General features: G+C 67.1%; 22 protein-coding genes. 4 read left to right on the top strand and 18 right to left on the bottom strand.

Annotation, left to right across the window (positions count from 1 at the left end; all coding sequences use genetic code 11):
* The first annotated feature begins 139 nt into the window (after positions 1–139).
* The gene (locus H7F30_RS13335) at positions 140–715 is read left to right on the top strand and encodes an HAD-IA family hydrolase (protein ID WP_187035670.1); all 576 of its coding nucleotides are present in this window, start codon (positions 140–142) and stop codon (positions 713–715) included.
* A 226-nt stretch (positions 716–941) separates the two neighbouring features.
* Here H7F30_RS13335 and H7F30_RS13340 read toward each other — a convergent pair whose 3' ends face one another.
* The 3 genes from H7F30_RS13340 to H7F30_RS13350 are packed head-to-tail and all read right to left on the bottom strand — an operon-like array spanning position 942 to position 3,702.
* Positions 942–1,697: an alpha/beta hydrolase gene (locus H7F30_RS13340; protein WP_187035672.1), complete on the bottom strand. Its 756-nt coding sequence runs from the start codon at positions 1,695–1,697 to the stop codon at positions 942–944.
* Positions 1,698–1,720: 23 nt separating this feature from the next.
* Positions 1,721–2,020: a hypothetical protein gene (locus tag H7F30_RS13345; protein ID WP_047310241.1), complete on the bottom strand. Its 300-nt coding sequence runs from the start codon at positions 2,018–2,020 to the stop codon at positions 1,721–1,723.
* Positions 2,020–3,702 (bottom strand): 3-hydroxybutyryl-CoA dehydrogenase, encoded by a 1,683-nt coding sequence (locus H7F30_RS13350; protein WP_187035674.1) that lies wholly within the window; start codon positions 3,700–3,702, stop codon positions 2,020–2,022. Before H7F30_RS13350 ends, H7F30_RS13345 begins: the two co-directional genes overlap by 1 nt.
* A 77-nt stretch (positions 3,703–3,779) precedes the next feature.
* Here H7F30_RS13350 and H7F30_RS13355 point away from each other — a divergent pair, with 77 nt between their 5' ends.
* Entirely contained in the window at positions 3,780–4,595 is an 816-nt protein-coding gene (locus H7F30_RS13355; RefSeq protein ID WP_187035676.1) for a hypothetical protein, read from the top strand.
* Positions 4,596–4,606: 11 nt separating this feature from the next.
* Positions 4,607–5,302, top strand: coding sequence for an endonuclease NucS (nucS, locus tag H7F30_RS13360; protein ID WP_047310243.1), 696 nt, complete (start codon positions 4,607–4,609; stop codon positions 5,300–5,302).
* Between the two features lie 10 nt (positions 5,303–5,312).
* Here the strand turns inward: nucS and H7F30_RS13365 are convergent, their stop codons facing one another.
* A complete protein-coding gene (locus H7F30_RS13365) occupies positions 5,313–5,699 on the bottom strand; it encodes an STAS domain-containing protein (protein WP_129662728.1) in 387 nt (128 codons plus the stop codon).
* A 230-nt stretch (positions 5,700–5,929) separates the two neighbouring features.
* Between H7F30_RS13365 and H7F30_RS13370 the strand changes: the two genes are divergently transcribed.
* Entirely contained in the window at positions 5,930–6,571 is a 642-nt protein-coding gene (locus H7F30_RS13370; RefSeq protein ID WP_047310244.1) for a cob(I)yrinic acid a,c-diamide adenosyltransferase, read from the top strand.
* A gap of 77 nt (positions 6,572–6,648) precedes the next feature.
* On the opposite strand, the gene H7F30_RS13375 is transcribed toward H7F30_RS13370, so the two are convergent.
* The 14 genes from H7F30_RS13375 to H7F30_RS15160 form a co-directional block, all read right to left on the bottom strand.
* A complete protein-coding gene (locus tag H7F30_RS13375; RefSeq protein ID WP_187035678.1) occupies positions 6,649–7,086 on the bottom strand; it encodes a DUF2550 family protein in 438 nt (145 codons plus the stop codon).
* Between the two features lie 14 nt (positions 7,087–7,100).
* Positions 7,101–7,370 carry a F0F1 ATP synthase subunit epsilon gene (locus H7F30_RS13380; RefSeq protein ID WP_047310246.1) on the bottom strand — a complete coding sequence of 90 codons (270 nt, stop codon included), beginning with the start codon at positions 7,368–7,370 and terminating at the stop codon, positions 7,101–7,103.
* Positions 7,371–7,434: 64 nt separating this feature from the next.
* Entirely contained in the window at positions 7,435–8,748 is a 1,314-nt protein-coding gene (locus H7F30_RS13385) for a uracil-xanthine permease family protein (protein WP_187035680.1), read from the bottom strand.
* Between the two features lie 116 nt (positions 8,749–8,864).
* Positions 8,865–10,325, bottom strand: coding sequence for a F0F1 ATP synthase subunit beta (gene atpD, locus H7F30_RS13390; RefSeq protein WP_047310248.1), 1,461 nt, complete (start codon positions 10,323–10,325; stop codon positions 8,865–8,867).
* Between the two features lie 24 nt (positions 10,326–10,349).
* Positions 10,350–11,255 (bottom strand): F0F1 ATP synthase subunit gamma, encoded by a 906-nt coding sequence (locus H7F30_RS13395; protein WP_129662719.1) that lies wholly within the window; start codon positions 11,253–11,255, stop codon positions 10,350–10,352.
* A 96-nt stretch (positions 11,256–11,351) separates the two neighbouring features.
* Positions 11,352–12,986 carry a F0F1 ATP synthase subunit alpha gene (atpA, locus tag H7F30_RS13400; RefSeq protein WP_047311024.1) on the bottom strand — a complete coding sequence of 545 codons (1,635 nt, stop codon included), beginning with the start codon at positions 12,984–12,986 and terminating at the stop codon, positions 11,352–11,354.
* A gap of 80 nt (positions 12,987–13,066) precedes the next feature.
* A complete protein-coding gene (locus H7F30_RS13405; protein WP_187035682.1) occupies positions 13,067–13,879 on the bottom strand; it encodes a F0F1 ATP synthase subunit delta in 813 nt (270 codons plus the stop codon).
* Positions 13,879–14,412, bottom strand: a complete 534-nt coding sequence (locus H7F30_RS13410) for a F0F1 ATP synthase subunit B (RefSeq protein WP_187038071.1) — start codon at positions 14,410–14,412, stop codon at positions 13,879–13,881. The genes H7F30_RS13405 and H7F30_RS13410 overlap by 1 nt, the downstream gene beginning before the upstream one ends.
* An 87-nt stretch (positions 14,413–14,499) precedes the next feature.
* The gene (gene atpE, locus H7F30_RS13415; RefSeq protein WP_187035683.1) at positions 14,500–14,709 is read right to left on the bottom strand and encodes an ATP synthase F0 subunit C; all 210 of its coding nucleotides are present in this window, start codon (positions 14,707–14,709) and stop codon (positions 14,500–14,502) included.
* A gap of 77 nt (positions 14,710–14,786) precedes the next feature.
* The gene (gene atpB / locus H7F30_RS13420) at positions 14,787–15,602 is read right to left on the bottom strand and encodes a F0F1 ATP synthase subunit A (RefSeq protein WP_187035685.1); all 816 of its coding nucleotides are present in this window, start codon (positions 15,600–15,602) and stop codon (positions 14,787–14,789) included.
* A gap of 145 nt (positions 15,603–15,747) precedes the next feature.
* Entirely contained in the window at positions 15,748–16,146 is a 399-nt protein-coding gene (locus H7F30_RS13425) for a hypothetical protein (RefSeq protein ID WP_187035686.1), read from the bottom strand.
* Between the two features lie 144 nt (positions 16,147–16,290).
* Positions 16,291–17,391 carry an MraY family glycosyltransferase gene (locus tag H7F30_RS13430; protein WP_187035688.1) on the bottom strand — a complete coding sequence of 367 codons (1,101 nt, stop codon included), beginning with the start codon at positions 17,389–17,391 and terminating at the stop codon, positions 16,291–16,293.
* A gap of 15 nt (positions 17,392–17,406) precedes the next feature.
* Positions 17,407–18,678 carry a serine hydroxymethyltransferase gene (gene glyA / locus H7F30_RS13435; RefSeq protein WP_187035690.1) on the bottom strand — a complete coding sequence of 424 codons (1,272 nt, stop codon included), beginning with the start codon at positions 18,676–18,678 and terminating at the stop codon, positions 17,407–17,409.
* 10 nt (positions 18,679–18,688) lie between these two features.
* Positions 18,689–19,678 (bottom strand): L-threonylcarbamoyladenylate synthase, encoded by a 990-nt coding sequence (locus tag H7F30_RS15160; protein ID WP_187035693.1) that lies wholly within the window; start codon positions 19,676–19,678, stop codon positions 18,689–18,691.
* Between the last annotated feature and the right edge of the window lie 101 nt (positions 19,679–19,779).

Raw genomic sequence — 19,779 nt, forward strand, 5'->3', positions numbered from 1 at the left:
AAACTCTTTTTTAGAGCTACACCTCGGCAACTGCGGTGCGAGTAGGGGGCCGCTATCGTGTGGGAACGGACCGACAACGGGTCCTTCGCTTCTAAGTCATCCTGCCCGTCGGATGAAACCCGCAACCGAGAGAAGTTCGATGCATACTCCGCGCGCCATCCTCTGGGATGCCGACGGCGTTCTCCAGCGCATCCCCCTAGACACATGGGACCTCGCAGTTTCGGTTGTGTCCCAGATTCCCGGAGCGCTCACCGGAGCGAAAGTCGACGAGGCCGCCATCCGAACGCTCGCACATGACGCAGGGCTAGATGATCGCGTCCGAGACGTCCTGTCGGTCTGGTGGACCTTCGACCTCATCCACGCAGCACTCGACATCGTGGCCAGGCTCCGCGATCAGGGGATCGCGTCGTACCTGGCGTCGAATCAAGACAGCTATCGCGCTGCGTGCATGCGTGAACGAACGCTCTACGGCCAGGTCCTCGATGGCGCCTACTACTCCTGCGACCTAGGGGTAGCGAAGCCCTCGACCGCGTTCTTCAACCACATCGCCTCTGATCTGAGTGTCCCGCACAACGAACTGCTCTTCATCGACGACCATCCGGCAAACGTCACAGGGGCGCGATCTGCAGGCTTGAACGCCGAGTGTTGGACGCACACTGATGGCATCGGCCGGCTCTTAGCCTTGCTCGCCGCCCATGAGATTCGCCTGACCTGACCAGGCGGTTCGACGTTGGCCGCGCCACGCGCCGAAGTCCGTGTATAAACGGTCGTTTCTGCACAACCCAAGCTGGGGTGGCTCTGCACGTGGTTATGCCCCGGTCAGTGGGTAGCAGAACGACGTGCAGAACCTCGCGGCGCCGAACGTCAGTGTCGACAACCGGTCCGAGACAGCCACCAAGGGTGCCCGGACTCACAGAGGCGCCCACCGCTTGCGTGTCAACTCAGCCCTCGACCACGAGCGAAGCGTCGACCTCGGTTGGCAGGCCACCCTCGGGCAGCTTCGACGGCGCGACGATGCGCACGATCTCGTCGAGCACGCGCCGCACGTACTTCTCCCCCACCCACAGGTGCTTCGCGCCATCGACGCCGATGACGTCAGCCTGCGGAATGGCCGCGAACCGCTCGCGCGCCTCGTCGGGGCGCAGGTTGTCATCCAGTTCGGGCACGAGCGCCGTCACCGGCTTGCGCGATTCGGCCCACGCCGCGAGGTGTTCGGGCTGCGACCACCGCAGCGGCGGCGACAGCAGGATCGCGCCCTCGATCGACGGATCGAGCCCGTGCATGAGCGTCAGATCCGTGCCGAAGCTCCACCCCACCAGCCAACGATTGGTCAGCGCCGGCGACTCGTGGAACTCCGCGAACTCAATGGCGGCGGCGACGTCGAACCGCTCACCGTCAGCCGAGTCGAACGCACCCTCCGACGTCCCGCGCGGCGACGACGTGCCACGCGTGTTGAACCGCAGCACCGCGATGTCCGCGAGCGCCGGCAGCCGGTTGGCGGCCTTCTTGTAGACATGGCTGTCCATGAAGCCGCCATGCGTCGGCAGCGGGTGCAGCGTCACGAGTGTGGCCACCGGATCGTTCGACGGCGGCAGCGCCAGTTCACCCACGAGCTTCAGGCCGTCCGCGGTGTGCAACTCGATCTCCTCGCGCCGCGCGGCGAGCACGGTGTTCGAGCGGATCTCCTGCATCGTCATGTCGATTTCCCTCGTCCGGTGGTTCAGCGCCAAGAGCCCTGCGGCGGACGCCGGTCGCGAGCCTGCCAGCAGCTCGTGTGCCAATGGCGTCGGTCGGTCACGTCACCGAGCCGGTCCATCGGCCAGACGACGACGTGCGGCAGCGACGACGCAAGTTGCTGCTGGCAGCCGGGGCACGTGTAGACCTTGCCCTCGCTGTTGCCCCGCAGCACCCGCACCGTCCAGCGTCCGCCGGCGTAGCTCTGGACGACATCGACGGGACGGAACGCGGCGCTGACGTCGCCGCGCGTCTCGTCCCGGCGGGGTCGGTTCCGCCGAGGCATCAGTTCCGGAAGGGACGATCCGCGAGGAGGTGCTCCGTCAGAAGCGGGGAGGGCACGAGGTGCTGCTCGCCGGTCTCGAAGTACATCTCCGCGAGGACACCGTGCACGTCGTCCGGGCCCGCCTCGTCGAGCAGCTCGAAGAGCCCCTGCGGGTAACCGCAACCGGCCTTCATCGCCGTCTCGATGTCCTCGACCGTGGCGTAGCCGGAGTCGAGCATCTTCGCGGCGTCGTTGAGGTGCGGATAGAGCAGCGCGTCGACGACGAGGCCTGCACGGTCCTTACCGACGACGGGCGTCCAGCCGGCCGCAGCGGCGAGCGAACGCACGGTCTCGACGGCGTCAGGGCTGATGGCGACCGAACGGCCGATCTCGAGCACCTGACCGGCCTTCTGCTTCTCGTGCAGGACGACGGGCACGACGGTGGCGTCGATCGTCGGGTCGCCCGTGGACGCGGTCTCGACGGATCCCTCGCCGAGCGCAGCGATGACGCCTGCGTCACCGATGGCGTCCCGCACAGCGCGCAGCACCGGCTTCGCCCCGATCTCGAGGCCGCTCTCGACGTCGCCGTGCGAGGCGTCGTCTCCACCGCAGCATCCGCCGCCGCAGCAGTCGCCGTCGAGCTCGACCGCGTCAACGGCGAGCGTGACGGCCACGCCCTTGAGCGAGGCTGCGTCGTCCGCCGAGACAACACGGACGACCTCGACGCCGGCGTCGCTCAGCTCCGAGCCGAGGGCGTCTACGAGGTCCCCCTCGCCGACGAGACCGACCTTGCCTTCGAGGGGCTTGGCGGGTGCCGTCGTGGCAGCGTCGTCGACCACCGTGCCGGAACCGACACCGTCGTAGGTGTAGAAGCCGTGACCGCTCTTGCGGCCGAGCCGCCCGGCCGTCACGAGCTGACGCAGGATCGACGGCGAGGCGACGCTGGGGTCACCCGTGGCGTTGTAGAGCACGCCGCACACCTCGTGGATGACGTCGAGACCGACGAGGTCGCACAGCGTGAGCGGGCCCATCGGCAGACCGACGCCCGCAGCCATGGCTGCGTCGATGTCGGAGCGTGACGCGAGGCCGGACTCGTAGGCGCGGATGGAGCGCGCGAGGTAGGAGACGAGCAGGGCGTTGGCGACGAAGCCGGCTCGGTCGCCCACGACGACGGGCTTCTTGCCGAGGCGCTCGGCCAACTCACGGACCTGCTGGACGAGCGACTCGTCGCTCATGACGGAACGGATGACCTCGACGAGCGGCTGAACCGGCGCCGGGTTGAAGAAGTGCATACCGATGACCCGCGACGGCACCTTCGTGGCCCGCGCGATCTCGGTGATCGACAGCGACGAGGTGTTCGTCGCGAGCACGCAGTCCTCCCGGACGATGCCGTCGAGCGTCGTGAAGATCGATTCCTTGATCTCGAGACGCTCCGGAACCGCCTCGATGACGAGGTCGGCGTCCTTCATGGCGGCGAGGTCGTCGCCGAACGAGACGCGGCCGACGATCTCGTCGCGCGCCGCCTCGTCGAGCTTGCCCTTGGTCACCGCACGACCGAGCGACTTCTCGAGGAAGCCCTTGCCGCGCTCGGCCAACTCGGCCGAACCGTCGACGGCGATGACGCTCAAACCGGCCTTCGCAAAGACCTCGACGATGCCCGCACCCATCGTGCCGAGCCCGATGACACCCACTGTGTTGATCATGGTCGCCAGTCTTTCAGATGTGTCGGCGCCACGGGCCGAGGCTCCCGATGCTGCGAGGAAGGTGACACAGTCAGCGCATGCTCCTCGGACTCCTCGGCGCCCTGCTCGCCGCGCTGGCGTACGGAAGCGCCACGATCCTCCAGGCACTCGGCGTGCGTGGACTCCGGGCGGCCCCGGCCGGCAGCACCCTCCTGCAGCGGGCGCGAGCCGGGTGGTTGTACGCCGCGGGCCTGGGACTCGACGTCGTGGCGTTCGCCGCCTCCGTGGGCGCGCTGCGCGCGCTCCCCCTCTTTCTCGTCCAGTCGGTCATTGCATCGTCGGTCGCCGTGACGGCGGTCCTGGCCGTCATCGTGCTGGGCGCCAAACTGACGCGGCGTGAGGTCGCCGCTCTGGCGGTGGTCGCCCTCGGGCTCGTCTGCCTGGCCGCCACCGCCCGGGACACGCCGCCGCACGATCCGCCGTCGTGGCTGGCGCCGGCCCTCGTCGCCGTGGCCGTCCTGCTTGCCGCCGTCGGGGTCCTTGCGGCGCGTCGTCGCGCCAGCTCCGTGCTGGCTGTGGTCGCGGGGCTCGGGTACGGCGGTCTCGCCGTCGGCGCCCGTATCCTGCCGTGGAACGGCAGCCTGGGCGATGCCCTCGCGACCTGGGCACTGTGGGCGCTCGTTCTGCACGCCGTCATCGCGACCGTTGCCTACGGGTTTGCCCTCGACGCCGGCGAAACGACGTCCGTCGCGGCCATCACCTTCGCCCTGGAAACGGTGGCACCATCCCTCGTCGGACTCGCCCTCCTCGGCGACGGGGTGCGGCCGAACACGCAGGTCCTGGCCGTCGCGGGCTTCGTCCTCACCCTCGGTGCCTGTATCGCCCTGGTCGGACGCAGCGAGGCGGAAGCGTAGGCTTACTCCTCGTGCGAATCGTGATTGCCGACTGCAGCGTCGACTACGAGGGCCGCCTGCAGGCCCACCTCCCCCTGGCCAAGCGGCTTCTCATGGTCAAGGCCGACGGCTCCGTGCTCGTGCACTCCGACGGAGGCTCGTACAAGCCCCTCAACTGGATGGCCCCGCCGTGCGCCATGGCCGAGATCGAGCCCGACGAGGTCGAGACGGTAGAGGGCGTCAGCTCCGTGTGGCTCGTGCAGCACGCCAAGTCCGACGATCGACTGCGGATCAAGCTGTACGACATCCACCACGACAGCGCCCACGAACTCGGCGTCGACCCTGGCCTTGTCAAGGACGGTGTGGAGGCGCAGCTGCAGAAGCTGCTCGCTCAACACATCGAGACCCTCGGTTCGGGCTACACGCTCATGCGCCGCGAGTACATGACGGCCATCGGACCCGTCGACATCATGTGCAAGGACTCCACCGGGGCCACGGTGGCCGTGGAACTCAAGCGGCACGGCACGATCGAAGGCGTCGAACAGCTGACGCGCTATCTCGAACTGCTCAACCGCGACCCGCACCTCGCCCCCGTGTCGGGTGTCTTCGCTGCCCAGACGATCAAGCCCCAGGCCCGAACGCTCGCCGCAGACCGCGGCATCCGCTGCGTCGTGCTCGACTACGACGCCCTCAAGGGAATCGACGACTCCGAGACACGCCTGTTCTGAGCCGGTTCGCTCAGGCGGTGGCGGCGAGCGGGACGAACTGCGTCAGCTCCCGCTCGACCTCGAGGTGACGGTCGAGCTTCGTCGCACACATCAGGCGGCGCAGGCGCGGCGAGGCATCGGCCACGACCAGTCGCCGTCCTTCGGCAGCAGCGCGGCGGTGAGCTCCGACGATGACGCCGAGGCCCGTGGCGTCCCACACCTCGGCCTCCGAGAGGTGAACGACGAGGTCGCCCTCGCCCGCGCCGATCGCCTGGGTGAGCTCGCTGCGCACCTCACTGCTCGTGCTGGCACAGATCGACCCCACAACACCGAGTTCGGCCCCGTCGACGATGTGGCGCACCTCGGCGGTGCGCTCGCGCGTACGTGCATCGGTCTTGTCTGCAACCGGCTGGGACATGTCGTTCCCCTTCGTGCGTTCAGGACGTGCTCGGGGCGGCGGCGGGCGCCGCTTTGCGTCGCTTACCTCTACTCTGACGCGCGACCCCCACGTGAGGTTCGCCCATTTCGGTAACGAACACATAACGACTGCCAAAGGGCTGTAACGCGCCGCTCTCACGCCCAGCTGACGGCGGGGACGGCCACACGCCTGCGCCGACACGGCGGCCCTTCGTCTGGCAGGGTGAAGCCATGGTCGTACTCAGCACCATCTACACCCGCACCGGCGACGACGGTTCCACCGGCCTCGGCGATTTCTCGCGCACCTCGAAGAACGATCCGAGGCTCGCGGCCTACGCCGACACCGATGAGGCAGGCGCCACCATCGGCCTCGCGCTCACCTGCGCCCCGGACCTTCCCGACGCCCTGCGCCCCGTCCTCCTGCGTATCCAGAACGACCTCTTCGACGTCGGAGCCGATCTCTCGACGCCTCTGGTCGAGTCACCGGCGCACCCACCGCTTCGCGTGCGCGAGGAGTGGATCGACGAGTTGGAGCAACAGTGCGACGAGTTCGGCGCCGAGCTACCGACGCTGCGCTCCTTCGTCCTCGCAGGTGGGACGCAGGCAGCCGCCTACCTCCACCTCGCGCGCACCGTCGTCCGGCGTGCGGAGCGGGCAGCCTGGGCTGCCCTCGACGCACACGGGGACGAGCCGGCGCCCGGTGACGGCAAGAGCGCCGAACGCCCCGGTGGCGTCAACGTCCTCACGGCGAAGTACCTCAATCGGCTGTCGGATGCGCTCTTCGTCTTCGCGCGCTACGCCAACGCCCAGGGCCCTGGGGATGTGCTGTGGCAGCCCGGCGGTGGCCGCGAAGAGGGCGCTTCCACAACCTGACGCCCGCAACGCACACCCGCGCGCGCAGGAGGGCCCCCGACACCGATGTGTCGGGGGCCCTCCCGTGCGCGCCTGACTCAGTAGCCCTGCGAGCACAGGCCGGGCGGAGCCGACTCACTCCAGGATCGCAAGGCCGTGTAGTCGGCCGGCGCCATGGCGATGGAGAAGTGCTCCGCACCGCACTCAATCTCGACGGAGACCGCGTCGCCCGTCATGGCACGCGGCAACTCGCTCGACTCCAACGTGTTGCGCGAGCCGAGAACGAACTCGCCACGCTTCCAGATGCGCTCAGGCGTGAACCGCAGAGTGCGGAAGGTGAACCACTCGAGCCGATCCGGCCGGTAGCGCACCATGCCGGTGCGCCACGAGCCGTTCGGGTAACGGGTGGCCATGACAGCGAGGTTTCCCTCGCGCGAGAGGCTGCGGGTACGATACACCATCGCGCCGAGCCCCACGAGCAGCGCAATGACGGCCAGCGCGAGAACGATCTCGCCGGCCGTCAGCGCATCAGACATCGTGCGTCGTTGCCTCAGGAGGCGTCGGCCATCTCGACGTGCTGCGCGACGACCGTGACGACGTTCTTGTCGACGGAGAGGAAGCCACCGTCGATCTGGACCGTGCGACGCTCGCCCGAGGTCGGGACGACGACGACGTCGCCCTCGATGAGCACGGAAAGCAGGGGCTGGTGACCGGGCAGGATGCCGATCTCACCTTCGGTGGTGCGGGCGATCAGACGGCTCGCTTCGCCTTCCCAGACCTCACGGTCGGCGGCGACGAACTTGACGTTCAGGTTGCTCATCAGGGCGATTCCTCTTCGAGTCGGTGAGTTCCCCCATGATAACCGGGGAAACGTGGGCTTCGTCTCAGGCCTTCGGCTCGCGACGTTCGACGTCGTCGGCCTCGGCGAGTGGGTCGGGCACGGCGCCGCTCGTGCGCGCCGCGAGACGCATGGTGTGGAAGAGGGCGACGGCGGCGAACGTGCCGAGCGCGATGCCGGCGAACGTGAAGTCGCCGACCTTCCAGGTGTAATCGGCTATACCGATGATGAGGGCCACTGCGGCCGTCATGAGGTTGACCGGGTTGGCGAAGTCGACCTTGTTCTCCATCCAGATCCGCACGCCGAGCATGCCGATCATGCCGTAGAGAACGGTGGCCACTCCCCCGAGGACACCCGGCGGAATCGTTGCGATGGCCGCGCCGACCTTGGGACAGAACGACAGGAGCACGGCCGTGACGGCGGCGACCCAGTAGGCCGCGGTCGAGTAGACCTTCGTCGCGGCCATGACGCCGATGTTCTCGGCATAGGTCGTCGTACCGGAGCCACCACCGAAACCGGCCAGCGTCGTGGCGAGACCGTCACCCATGAGCGCGCGGCCCGACACGTCGTCGAGGTTGCGGTCCGTCATCTGCGCGACCGACTTCACGTGCCCGATGTTCTCCGCGACGAGCACGAGCACGACCGGCACGAACAATCCCATGACGCTCAGGTCGAAGGACGGCGAGTGGAAGTCCGGCAGGCCAAGCCAATCGGCAGCGCCGAGCGCCTTGAAGTCGACTTCCCCGCGGAAACACGCGACGACGTAACCCGCCACGACACCCAGCAGAATGCTGAGACGCCCGAGCAGGCCCTTAGCCAGCACCGTGACGGCGAGGACGACGAGAAGCGTCACGAGAGCCGTCACCGGCGACTTGATGAAGTTCTGCTTCGCGGCCGGGGCGAGGTTGAGGCCGATCAGCGCGACGATGGCTCCTGTGACCACAGGCGGCATGAGGGCTCGCAACCAGCCGTCACCCACGACCTGCACGAGCAGACCGACGAGGAACAACGCCAGACCGGCCATGACGACGCCGCCGAGCGCGGTGGCCATGTCATGCGACTTCGTGGCTGCGGTGAGCGGCGCGATGAAGGCGAACGACGACCCGAGGTAGCTCGGTACACGACCGGCCGTGAGCAGCAGGAAGAGCATCGTTCCGATGCCCGAGAAGAACAGCGTCGCCGAGGGCGGGAAGCCCGTCAGCAACGGCACGAGGAACGTGGCGCCGAACATGGCGACGACGTGCTGCATACCGATGCCGATCGTCTTCGGCCACGCGAGCCGCTCGTCCGGCGCCACCACGGCACCGGCCCGCGTCAGGTCGCCGTCGTGCGGCCGCCACTTGAGCCCGAGATCCATCACGTCGTCCTTCGTTCGTTCGTCACATGACGGACGAAGGGCCGGAGGCTTCTCGCCCCCGGCCCCTCGTCCGAATCACCACGGGTTGCCCGACACCTGCGGCGTCCGGCTCACCGAGATCAGTCCTGCTTGGCGATCTCCGCGGCCTGACGCTCGACGTCGTCGAGGCCACCGCACATGAAGAAGGCCTGCTCCGGCACGTGGTCGTAGTCGCCGTCGGCGATCTTCGTGAACGCCTCGATCGAGTCGCTCAGCGGAACCGTCGAGCCCTCGATGCCCGTGAACTGCTTGGCAACGTAGGTGTTCTGCGACAGGAAGCGCTGGATGCGGCGAGCGCGGTTGACGAGGATCTTGTCCTCTTCCGAGAGCTCGTCGATACCGAGGATCGCGATGATGTCCTGGAGCTCCTTGTTGCGCTGCAGGATTCCCTTGATGCGCACCGCGGTGTCGTAGTGCTCACGCGAGATGTAACGCGGGTCGAGGATTCGCGACGTCGACGTCAGCGGGTCCACGGCCGGGTAGATACCCATCGACGCGATGTCACGCGAGAGCTCGGTGGTGGCGTCGAGGTGGGCGAACGTCGTTGCCGGAGCCGGGTCGGTGTAGTCGTCGGCCGGCACGTAGATGGCCTGCATCGACGTGATCGAGTGACCACGCGTCGAGGTGATGCGCTCCTGGAGAACACCCATCTCGTCGGCCAGCGTCGGCTGGTAGCCCACGGCGGACGGCATACGGCCGAGCAGCGTGGAGACCTCGGAACCGGCCTGCGTGAAGCGGAAGATGTTGTCGATGAACAGAAGCACGTCCTGCTTCTGGACGTCACGGAAGTACTCCGCCATCGTCAGGGCCGACAGAGCGACGCGAAGACGCGTGCCCGGCGGCTCGTCCATCTGGCCGAAGACCAGCGAGGTCTGACCGAGAACGCCGGCCTCCTCCATCTCGACCATGAGGTCGTTACCCTCACGGGTACGCTCACCGACACCGGCGAACACGGACACACCGCCGTGGTCGCGAGCGACTCGAGCGATCATCTCCTGGATCAAAACGGTCTTACCGACACCGGCACCACCGAACAGACCGATCTTTCCACCCTGCACGTACGGGGTGAGAAGGTCGATGACCTTGATGCCGGTCTCGAACATCTGCGTCTTCGACTCGAGCTGGTCGAAGGCCGGAGCGGTGCGGTGGATGCCCCAGCGCTCGTTGACCTCGAGCGTCTCGCCCTCTTCGAGGTTGAGGCAGTCACCCGTGGCGTTGAAGACCTTGCCGAGCGTCACGTCGCCGACGGGCACCGAGATGGGGGCACCGGTGTCGCGCACCTCGGAGCCACGGACGATGCCGTCCGTCGGCTGCAGCGAGATGGCTCGCACCATCGAGTCACCGATGTGCTGGGCGACCTCGAGGTTGATGTTCTTCGTCTCGCCGTTCAGCGTGACGTCGAGCTTGAGGAGGTTGTAGACCTCCGGCATGGTGTCGGCGGAGAACTCGACGTCGACGACCGGGCCGATGACGCGCGAGACGCGGCCAACGCCGGCCGCGGCGGGAGCCGCCGACTGGCTTTCGTTAATGGTGGCAGTCATGGTGATTCCTTTGCGTTGAGGCGCTCAACTGGCGTCCGCGAGGGCGCTGGCGCCACCCACGATTTCGCTGATCTCTTGCGTGATCTCGGCCTGACGGGCCTGGTTGGCCAGTCGGGTGTAAGTCTTGACGAGTTCCGTGGCGTTGTCCGTCGCGGACTTCATGGCGCGCTGACGTGCGGCGAGCTCGGAAGCAGCCGACTGCAGCAGCGCGTTGAAGATACGAGCGTTGACGTACCGCGGGAGCAGCGCGTCGAGCACGCCCTCGGGGTTCGGCTCGAACTCGTACAGCGGCATGGGGCCCTCGGCGTCGTCCGCTTCGGCCTCGCGCTCCTCCACGCCCAGGGGCAGGAGGCGGATGACGCGGGACTGCTGCGTCACCATGCTCTTGAACTGGGTGTACACGACGTGAAGCTCGTCGACACCGCCCTCGTCCGAACCCTTGATGAAGTCCTCGGTGAGGCGATCACCGATCTCTTCGGCGTTCTCGAACTTGGGGCTGTCGGTGAAGCCCGTCCACTCGGCCTCGTACGGACGGCGACGGAACTTGTAGTAGCCCACGCCCTTACGTCCGACGATGTAGGGAACGACCTCCTTGCCGTCGTTCTCGAGGCGCGCGATGAGCTCCTGGGCTTCCTTCATCGCGTTGACCGAGTACGAGCCGGCGAGGCCGCGGTCGGCAGTGACGATGAGGACACCCGCGCGCTTGACGTGCTCGCGTTCGGTGGTCAGTGCGTGGTCGATGTCCGACGTGGACGACGCGACCGAGGAGACCGCTCGCGTCAGGGCGACCGCGTAGGGCGTCGACTTCGCGACGGCCTCACGAGCCTTGACCACGCGCGAGGCAGCGATGAGCTCCATCGCGCGCGTGATCTTCTTGGTCGCCTGGACGGACCGGATGCGCTGGCGGTAGACCCGCTGCTGCGCTCCCATAGCTTTCCGCCTCTCTGTACTGGTTCTGACGTGGTGGTGGGGATGACCTTCGTACCGGCCCCGTGGGAGACCCCGACGGGGCCGGTACGAGGAGGATCACTGCTTGCGCTTGGTGATCTTCTCCTGGTTGATGTGGTCCTCGTCGATCTCGTCGAACTGCTCGGAACCCTCACCACTGCGGTCGGACGAAGCCTGGAACTGCTTCTTGAACGCTTCCATGTTCTTGGCGAAGACGTCCTTGCCGTCGTCGGCCAGCTTGCCGCTCTCGCGGATCGCGCGCATGAAGTCACCGTTCTCACGGTTCATGTACTCGATCCACTCGGCCTCGAAGCGCTGCACGTCCTCGGTCTTGACGTCGTCGAACTGACCGGTGGTACCGGCCCACAGCGACGCGACCTGGTTCTCGACCGGGAACGGGTTGTTCTGCGGCTGCTTGAACATCTCCATGAGGCGCTCACCGCGAGCGAGCTGACGACGCGAAGCGGCGTCGAGGTCGGAGGCGAACATGGCGAACGCCTGCATCTCGCGGAACTGAGCGAGGTCGACCTTGATCGAACCGGTGACGGCCTTCATGGCCTTCGTCATGGCGGCACCACCGACTCGCGACACGGAGATACCCACGTCGACGGCCGGGCGCTGGTTCGAGTTGAACAGGTCGGACTGGAGGAAGATCTGACCGTCGGTGATCGAGATGACGTTGGTCGGGATGTACGCCGAGACGTCACCGGCCTTCGTCTCGATGATCGGAAGACCCGTCATGGAGCCGTGGCCCAGGTCGTCGGAGAGCTTCGCGCAACGCTCGAGCAGACGCGAGTGCAGGTAGAAGACGTCACCCGGGTAGGCCTCACGGCCCGGCGGGCGGCGCAGCAGCAGCGACATGGCGCGGTAGGCCTCGGCCTGCTTGCTGAGGTCGTCGAAGACGATGAGGACGTGCTTGCCCTGGTACATCCAGTGCTGGCCGATGGCCGAACCCGTGAACGGAGCCAGGTACTTGAAGCCCGCCGCGTCACCCGCCGGAGCGTTGACGATCGTCGTGTACTCCAGGGCGCCGGCCTCTTCGAGCGTGGCGCGAACCTCGGCGACGGTCGAGTTCTTCTGACCGATGGCGACGTAGATGCAGCGAACCTGCTTGTCCGGGTCGCCCGTCTCCCAGTTCTGCTTCTGGTTGATGATCGTGTCGGTGGCGATCGTCGTCTTGCCCGTCTTGCGGTCACCGATGATCAGCTGACGCTGACCGCGACCGATCGGCGTCATCGAGTCGATGGCCTTGATACCGGTCATGAGCGGCTCGTGGACCGACTTACGCTGAACGACGGTGGGCGCCTGGAGCTCGAGGGCGCGGCGGCCCTCGGCCTCGATGTCACCGAGACCGTCGATCGGCTGACCGAGCGGGTTGACGACGCGGCCCATGAAGCCGTCGCCGACCGGAACCGAGAGCACCTCGCCCGTGCGCTTGACGGGCTGGCCCTCTTCGATGCCGGCGAACTCGCCGAGGACGACGACACCGATCTCGTGAACGTCGAGGTTCAGCGCAATACCGAGCGTGCCGTCTTCGAACTGCAGCAGTTCGTTGGTCATGGCCGAGGGCAGACCCTCGACGTGCGCGATGCCGTCAGCGGCATCGGCAACGCGGCCGACCTCTTCGCGGGAGGCCGCGCCGGGCTCGTAGGACTGAACGTAACCGTTCAGCGCTTCCCGGATCTCCTCCGGACGGATCGAAAGCTCCGTCATCATCACTCCTTGTCATGGGCCCGCTTCGGGCGCCGAGCTGTTTTAGCTGGGCCGCGGTAGCGGCCCGGGATGGCGTCGTGTCAGCCGGACAGGTGGGCGCGTGCCTCGTCGAGACGGCGCGAGATCGTGCCGTCGATGACGTCGTCACCCACCTGAACCTTGATGCCGCCGACGACCTCGGGGTCGATGACGACGTTCGTCTGCACGGGCTTGCCGTACATCTTGGACAACGCGGCGCGCAGTCGCTCCGACTGCTCGCCCGTCAGTTCGACGGCGCTCGTGACGAGTGCCTGCGACTGACCACGACGGCTTGCGATACCGGCGAGGAATTCCTCCATCGTCCGGTCGAAGCGTCGTCCGCGGGGGTTGCCCGCTGCGCGACCGGCCAGGAAGAGAGTCTCCTCACTCACCTTGCCCTCGAGCAGACGGGAGACGAGGCCGCGCTTGTCCGCGCCGCTACGACCGCGGTCGGCCAGCGCGTCGCGCAGACCGGCATCGGAGGCAACCGTGCGCTCGAAGCGGAACATCTCGTTCTCGAACGAGTCGGCGCGTTCGGCCTTCTCCGCCGAGGCGGTGAGGGCTTCGACAGCCAGCTGCTCGAGTGCGTCGGACAGATCACGCTCCGAGGACCAACGCTCGCCCACCGCAGCGGTGAGCACTTCGCTGGCCTCGTTGCCGACCTTGCCGCCGAACAGGCGCTGGGCGAGGCCGCGCTTGGCGTCGGCGTCACGCGACGAGTCGGCGAACGCACGACGGAGCGTGGCATTCGTGTCCATGACGTCGATGACCGCGAACAGGTCACGCGCCGTGGCCTTCGGGTCACTCAGGCCCGACAGCGTGCCGTTGAGCACCCGACGGGTCGAGGTGAGAGCCGTACGCGAAGAGCCCTGCATCAGGCATCCACTCGCGAACTGCCGGAGGCTTCCGGACGGATGTCGCCGGACTCGAGCTCGGCGAGGAAGCGGTCGATGATGCCCTTCTGACGCGCTTCGTCGTGCAGGGACTCACCGACGATGCGGCTCGCGAGCTCGGTGGACAGACCGCTCACCTCGCTGCGGAGCTGAACCGTGGCCTGCTGACGCTCGGCCGCGATCTGCTTCGTCGCATTCTCGTTGATGCGCGTTGCCTCGGCCGTGGCCTGCTCGCGGCTCTCCGCGATGATGGCCGCGCCCTGGGCACGGGCGTCCTCGCGGATCTTCGCGGCCTCAGCACGCGCGTCGGCGAGCTGCGACTCGTACTGCTGCTTCGCGGCGTCGGCCTCCTTCTGGGCCTCCTCCGCCTTGGCGATGCCGCCCTCGATGGCCGCCGTACGCTCCGCGTACATGCGCTCCATGTTGGGAACGACCTTCGTCTTGAACAGCCAGTAGAGGATCGCGAAGGCGATGAGCCCGATGATGATCTCCACCGGGTGCGGCAGGAGCGGCATGCCGCTCGGGTAGCCGACCTCTTCAGATGCGAGGAACACCTTGGCTTCCTATCTGTTGTCGGGTCTGGTCAGGTTCGAAGAGCTGGATCAGCCCTGGAAGACGAACGCGAAGACCAGACCGAGGATGGCGAGGGCCTCGGTGAGGGCCATGCCGGTGAAGGCGATGGTCTGCAGCATGTTGCGAGCCTCGGGCTGACGGGCCACACCCTGGATGTAGGCAGCGAAGATGAGGCCGATACCGATGCCGGGGCCGATAGCGGCGAGACCGTAGCCGAGGAATGCGATGTTGCCGGTCATGATGCTTTTCCTTTCAAGAGGCACCGGGACTTGTTTCCCGATGTCGCTGAGGTTCAGGGGGTAGGGGATTGTCCGAATCAGTGGTGCTCGGACGCCGCGTCCGCGATGTACAGCGCGGCAAGCATGGTGAAGATGAACGCCTGGAGGAACTCGATGAGGAGCTCGAAGAACGTCATCACGATGGAGAAGGCGAAGGAGAGCACACCCGCGCCCTGGAGGCCGATGTTGCCGCCGTGGAGCAGGAGGTACTCACCACCGAGGATGAACACCAGGAGCATGAGGTGGCCGGCCATCATGTTGCCGAAGAGTCGCAGGGCGAGCGTCAGCGGGCGGATGAGGAAGTACGTGAGGAACTCGAGCACGAACATGATCGGCTTGAGCCAACCGGGCAGGCCCGGCGGGATGAGCGAGCCCATGTACTTGCCGAAGCCACCCTTCGACTTCACCGCCACCACGTGGTAGGTGATGTACACGATGACCGTGAGCACGATCGGGAACGCGATGCGGCCCGTGCTCGGGAACTGGATGAACGGAATGATGCCCGCGACGTTGTTGAACAGGATGAGCGTGAAACACGTCAGCAGAAGCGGAACGAAGCGGATGAAGTCCTTCGAGCCGATAATGTCGCGACCGATCGTGTTGCGCACGAAGTTGTAGGCACCCTCGGCCATGAACTGGCGCTTGCTCGGCACCACGGCGAGCTTCTTGCCCGTGACCGAGACGAAGAACCACCCGATGAGCAGGGCCGAGATGAGGAACACGATGGCCGGACGCGTGATGGCCCACGTTCCGTCACCGCCACCGTTGATGAGCGGCCACCAGAAGTTCTTGACGCCGGGGGTCTGGAAGGAGTCGCCCTCCGCAACCAGGGCAGCGCCCGCGATGAAGCTCACAAATTCTCCTCAGTCAGCATCCAGCAAGAAAAGTCACAGTGTCTGTTGCAATCGGATCGGCCCTGCCGCCCTCGGCGGGGGCCTGATCGTTCGTGCACGCCGGAGACAGTACGCATTCTACCCGACGTCGTGGCACGGTTCACGTTCACGTTCCCACCCCGTCGCCACCCGCTTCCGGGTCGTAGACGAGCTGGCGGGTTCGCATGAAACTGCGCACCTGGAAGATCTGCCAGGCCACGACCACCACAGCCACCGTGATGCCGGTGGCCGGCCCGTCGAGCGAGTCGACGCGGCGCGCAGCCACGAGGATCAGGCCGAGCACGATGATCTGGCCGAAGAAGACGGCCATCGCAGCGGCCATGATGGCCATCGGGTTGAGATTGCGCAGCGTGCGCAGGACGAGCAGACCGCTCGCGAAGAAGCCCAACGCCAGCGCCGCACCGAAGAGTGCGGAGAGGCCGCCTGCGACGCCACGCACCGCAAGGAAAACGGCGGCACACACGAGCCCGACGATTGCGCTGGGCAGGAACGACGAACGCAGCATGGCGGCAAAGGGTGACTCGGAGGTCACCCCGCGTGGTGCGGTGTCGTGGGAGTCCAACTCGAGGGCTCTCAATCTGCTCTGGCGTGCGGTTTCACGTCGGGCGGAGCGGCCGGTTTCAGAAGTCCGGGGCGCTTGTGAAAACTATCACAAGGCCCTTCGACGTCGCCAACGAGGCAAGCCCCAGGTGAGGGCGAAGGCGAGCACGGTGAGCCCCACGAGGACGGTCAGCGAACGCTCCACCGGCCAGTACGCCATCGAGACGAGCCCCAGGGCAATGCCGATCGACCACAGGTAGAGGATGAGCACTGCGGCCCGGTGGGTGTGACCGATCTGGAGCATCCGGTGATGCAGGTGCCGTCCGTCGGCCTCCCAGGGCTTCTGCCCCGAACGCAACCGTCGCACGATCGAGGCAGCGAAGTCCCACAGAGGCACGGCCAGGATGGCGAGGGGCACGAGCAGCGGGAGCATGAAGGCGACGGACGCGTCCCCGGTGCTCGAGACGACGGCCGGGTCGAGGTTGCCCGCGAACGAGATCGTGGCTGACGCCATGAGCGTGCCGAGCAACAACGACCCCGCGTCCCCCATGAACAGGCGCGCCGGGTGGAAGTTGTGCGGCAGGAAGCCCACGCAGGCGCCCACCGTTGCGGCGGAGATGAAGGCCGACGTCGAGAAGACCCTGTCCCCCGAGGCCGACGCCTGCTGGTAGGCGTAGAAGAAGAAGGACGCCGAGGCGATGGCCACCATTCCGGCCGCGAGACCGTCGAGGCCGTCCACCCAGTTCACCGCGTTGACGATGACGAGGATGACGAAGACCGACAGGACGACGAGGAACGGCGTCGGTAGGACGGTCTGCTCCCCCAACGGCAGCATGAGGAACTGGACACCGGAGACGACGAGGACGCAGGCCGCGAGCGCCTGCCCGCCGAACTTGATGGCCCAGTTGAGCTCGGCGAAGTCGTCCCACGCGCCTAGGGCACACATCATGCCGGCCGCGATGAGTGTGCCGACGGCTTCACGCGTGCCGAAGATCTGGGACAGGTACGGCAGTTGCGACGACACGAGCGTCGCGGCGGTGAATCCGATGAACAGCGCCGTGCCACCCAGGCGCGGGATCGGGACGGCATGCACGTCCCGCGCCCGCACCTGGGTCACCGCGCCGAAACGAATGGCCGCCCATCGTGCGAGCGGCGTCGCGACGAACGTGAAGACCGCCGCGACGACGCTGATGAGGAAGTACTCACGCACGGGCCGGTGCCGACCTCAGCGGGGGTAGGCGGGGAAACGCGTGACGAGGTCGGTGACCTGCTCGCGGATCTCCTTGGCGACGGCGTTGTCGGCCGAGCCGTCGGTTTCGGTGACGGCACGGTGAATGACGTCGGCGATGACGTCCATCTCCTCGAGACCCATACCCTGCGTCGTCACCGACGGCGTGCCGACACGGATACCCGAGGCCACGTTCGGCTTCTGCGGGTCGAATGGGATGGCGTTCTTGTTGAGCGTGATGCCTGCGGCGTCGCAGCGCAGTTCGGCGTCAGCGCCGGTGACACCGACGCCCTGCAGGTCGAGCAGCGACAGGTGCGTGTCCGTGCCACCCGTGGTCGGACGGATGCCCTTGGCTGCAAGGCCTTCGGCGAGACGCTGGGAGTTGGCGATGACATCCTTCGCGTACTTCTGGTACTCCGGCGTCGCACACTCCTTGAAGTTGACCGCCTTCGCAGCGATCGTGTGCATCTGCGGGCCGCCCTGCATCATCGGGAAGACGGCCTTGTCGATGGCCTTGGCGTGCTCTTCCTTGCAGACGATGGCGCCCGAGCGCGGGCCGCGCAGCACCTTGTGCGTGGTGAAGGAGACGACGTCGGCGTAGGGCACCGGCGACGGGATCGCCTTGCCTGCCACGAGACCGATGAAATGCGCTGCATCGACCCAGAAGATGGCACCGACCTCGTCGGCGATGGCGCGGAAGCGCTCGAAGTCGATGAGACGCGGGATGGCGGAGCCGCCGGCGAGGATGACCTTCGGCTTGTGCTCCTTGGCGAGGCGCTCGACCTCGTCGTAGTCGATGTCCTCGGTCTTCTTGTCGACGCCGTAGCCGACCGCGTTGAACCACTTACCCGAGAACGAAACCTTGGTGCCGTGCGTGAGGTGCCCGCCCATGGGCAGGCTCATGGCGAGGATGGTCTCGCCCGGCTGCATGAAGGCGCCGTAGACAGCCTGGTTCGCGGAGGCACCCGAGTGCGGCTGGACGTTCGCGTGATCTGCGCCGAACAGCGCCTTGGCGCGCTCGATGGCGATCTCCTCGGCCTTGTCGACCTCCGAGCAACCGCCGTAGTAGCGGCGGCCCGGGTAGCCCTCGGCGTACTTGTTCGACAGCGTCGAACCGAGCGCCGTGAGGACGGCCGGGCTCGACATGTTCTCGCTCGCGATGAGCTGCAGACCGCCGCGCAAACGATCGAGTTCGGAAATCAGCACACCGGCGATGTCGGGATCGAAGGACTCGAGGGCGGCGTAGTCGGAGCCGTAGAACGTCGTCATGGGTTCAACCTTAGTCGGTGGGACGCCCGGGACGACCGGGCAGTTCGGCACTTCGCACGGGCTCACGCTCGAAGGGCGGCTCGGCGCCCACGCCGCCCGCAGGCAAGGCCTGGGTGGCGTCGCTCGAGCGGTCGACGTCAGCGCCCGCGCCGGGCGTCACCGGGACGGCACGCGTGCGCCGCTCGGCCCGCGTGGCGAGGGCCGCCGCGCTCTCGTCGGCGGCACTCTCGTCGCGGGAGTCGGTGGGACTTTGTGCGGCGTGGGTAGCGTCGCTCTCGTCGCTCGTCGAGGCGTCGGCCTCGGCGGCGGCTTCCTCGTCGGCCCGGGGCGTCTCGGAGACCGGAGCGCCGGTGGAGTCGAGCAGATCGATCGGGCCGAGCACCTCACGCAGCTGCTCGGGCGTGATGCCACCGCGGCGCAGAAGCACCGGATCGGCCTTCGTGCAGTCGATGATCGTGCTCGCGAGGGCACCTGAACGCTCACCGCCGTCGAGGTAGACCTCCACGCTGGGACCGAAGGCGAAACCCGCCTCCGTGACGGTGCGGGCGGTCTCCTCACCGGTGCGGTTCGCGGAGCTGACAGCCATCGGCCCACTCGAGCGCAGCAGCTCGAGAGCGATCTCGTCGTCCGGCACGCGCAGGCCGACAGTGCCGTTCGTGTCACCGAGATCCCACATGAGCGAAGGCTGGGCGCGGAAGATGAGCGTCAGGCCACCGGGCCAGAAGCGCTCCATGAGGCGTCGCGCGTAGGAGGGCACGTTCATCGCGAGACCGTCGACGGTCTCGGCACTGGGCACGAGAACGGCGGGCGGCTTCTCACGGCCACGTCCCTTGGCGGCCAGCAGGCCTGCGACTCCGTCGGGGTTGAACGGGTCGGCGCCAACTCCGTAGACGGTGTCGGTGGGCAGGACGACGAGCTTGCCCTCGCCGATCGCCACCGTGGCGGCCTCGATCGCCGCAGCGCGATCCCCGCTGGTCGAGACGTCAAATACCGGGCTCACGCCACACTCCTCCAGGTCGAATCCGCCCTTGTTGCTTCCGCAAGTCTCCCCCACCGGCGCTCGCACGTCGAACCCGTGCCACGCCGCGACGGAGCCCGCCG

Source organism: Dermacoccus sp. PAMC28757 (assembly GCF_014302635.1).
GTDB lineage: Bacteria > Actinomycetota > Actinomycetes > Actinomycetales > Dermatophilaceae > Dermacoccus > Dermacoccus abyssi.

What these genes read in the sequence shown, in the direction of transcription:
- H7F30_RS13380 (WP_047310246.1), bottom strand. Translation starts at nt 7,370, where the DNA reads ATGAGCAACCTGAACGTCAAGTTCGTCGCCGCCGACCGTGAGGTCTGG.
- H7F30_RS13375 (WP_187035678.1), bottom strand. Translation starts at nt 7,086, where the DNA reads ATGTCTGATGCGCTGACGGCCGGCGAGATCGTTCTCGCGCTGGCCGTC.
- H7F30_RS13335 (WP_187035670.1), top strand. Translation starts at nt 140, where the DNA reads ATGCATACTCCGCGCGCCATCCTCTGGGATGCCGACGGCGTTCTCCAG.
- H7F30_RS13410 (WP_187038071.1), bottom strand. Translation starts at nt 14,412, where the DNA reads ATGCCGCTCCTGCCGCACCCGGTGGAGATCATCATCGGGCTCATCGCC.
- atpA (WP_047311024.1), bottom strand. Translation starts at nt 12,986, where the DNA reads ATGACGGAGCTTTCGATCCGTCCGGAGGAGATCCGGGAAGCGCTGAAC.
- H7F30_RS13350 (WP_187035674.1), bottom strand. Translation starts at nt 3,702, where the DNA reads ATGATCAACACAGTGGGTGTCATCGGGCTCGGCACGATGGGTGCGGGC.
- H7F30_RS13345 (WP_047310241.1), bottom strand. Translation starts at nt 2,020, where the DNA reads ATGCCTCGGCGGAACCGACCCCGCCGGGACGAGACGCGCGGCGACGTC.
- H7F30_RS13425 (WP_187035686.1), bottom strand. Translation starts at nt 16,146, where the DNA reads ATGCTGCGTTCGTCGTTCCTGCCCAGCGCAATCGTCGGGCTCGTGTGT.
- atpE (WP_187035683.1), bottom strand. Translation starts at nt 14,709, where the DNA reads ATGACCGGCAACATCGCATTCCTCGGCTACGGTCTCGCCGCTATCGGC.
- atpD (WP_047310248.1), bottom strand. Translation starts at nt 10,325, where the DNA reads ATGACTGCCACCATTAACGAAAGCCAGTCGGCGGCTCCCGCCGCGGCC.
- H7F30_RS13365 (WP_129662728.1), bottom strand. Translation starts at nt 5,699, where the DNA reads ATGTCCCAGCCGGTTGCAGACAAGACCGATGCACGTACGCGCGAGCGC.
- H7F30_RS13405 (WP_187035682.1), bottom strand. Translation starts at nt 13,879, where the DNA reads ATGCAGGGCTCTTCGCGTACGGCTCTCACCTCGACCCGTCGGGTGCTC.
- H7F30_RS13355 (WP_187035676.1), top strand. Translation starts at nt 3,780, where the DNA reads ATGCTCCTCGGACTCCTCGGCGCCCTGCTCGCCGCGCTGGCGTACGGA.
- H7F30_RS13340 (WP_187035672.1), bottom strand. Translation starts at nt 1,697, where the DNA reads ATGACGATGCAGGAGATCCGCTCGAACACCGTGCTCGCCGCGCGGCGC.
- H7F30_RS13370 (WP_047310244.1), top strand. Translation starts at nt 5,930, where the DNA reads ATGGTCGTACTCAGCACCATCTACACCCGCACCGGCGACGACGGTTCC.
- H7F30_RS13395 (WP_129662719.1), bottom strand. Translation starts at nt 11,255, where the DNA reads ATGGGAGCGCAGCAGCGGGTCTACCGCCAGCGCATCCGGTCCGTCCAG.
- glyA (WP_187035690.1), bottom strand. Translation starts at nt 18,678, where the DNA reads ATGACGACGTTCTACGGCTCCGACTACGCCGCCCTCGAGTCCTTCGAT.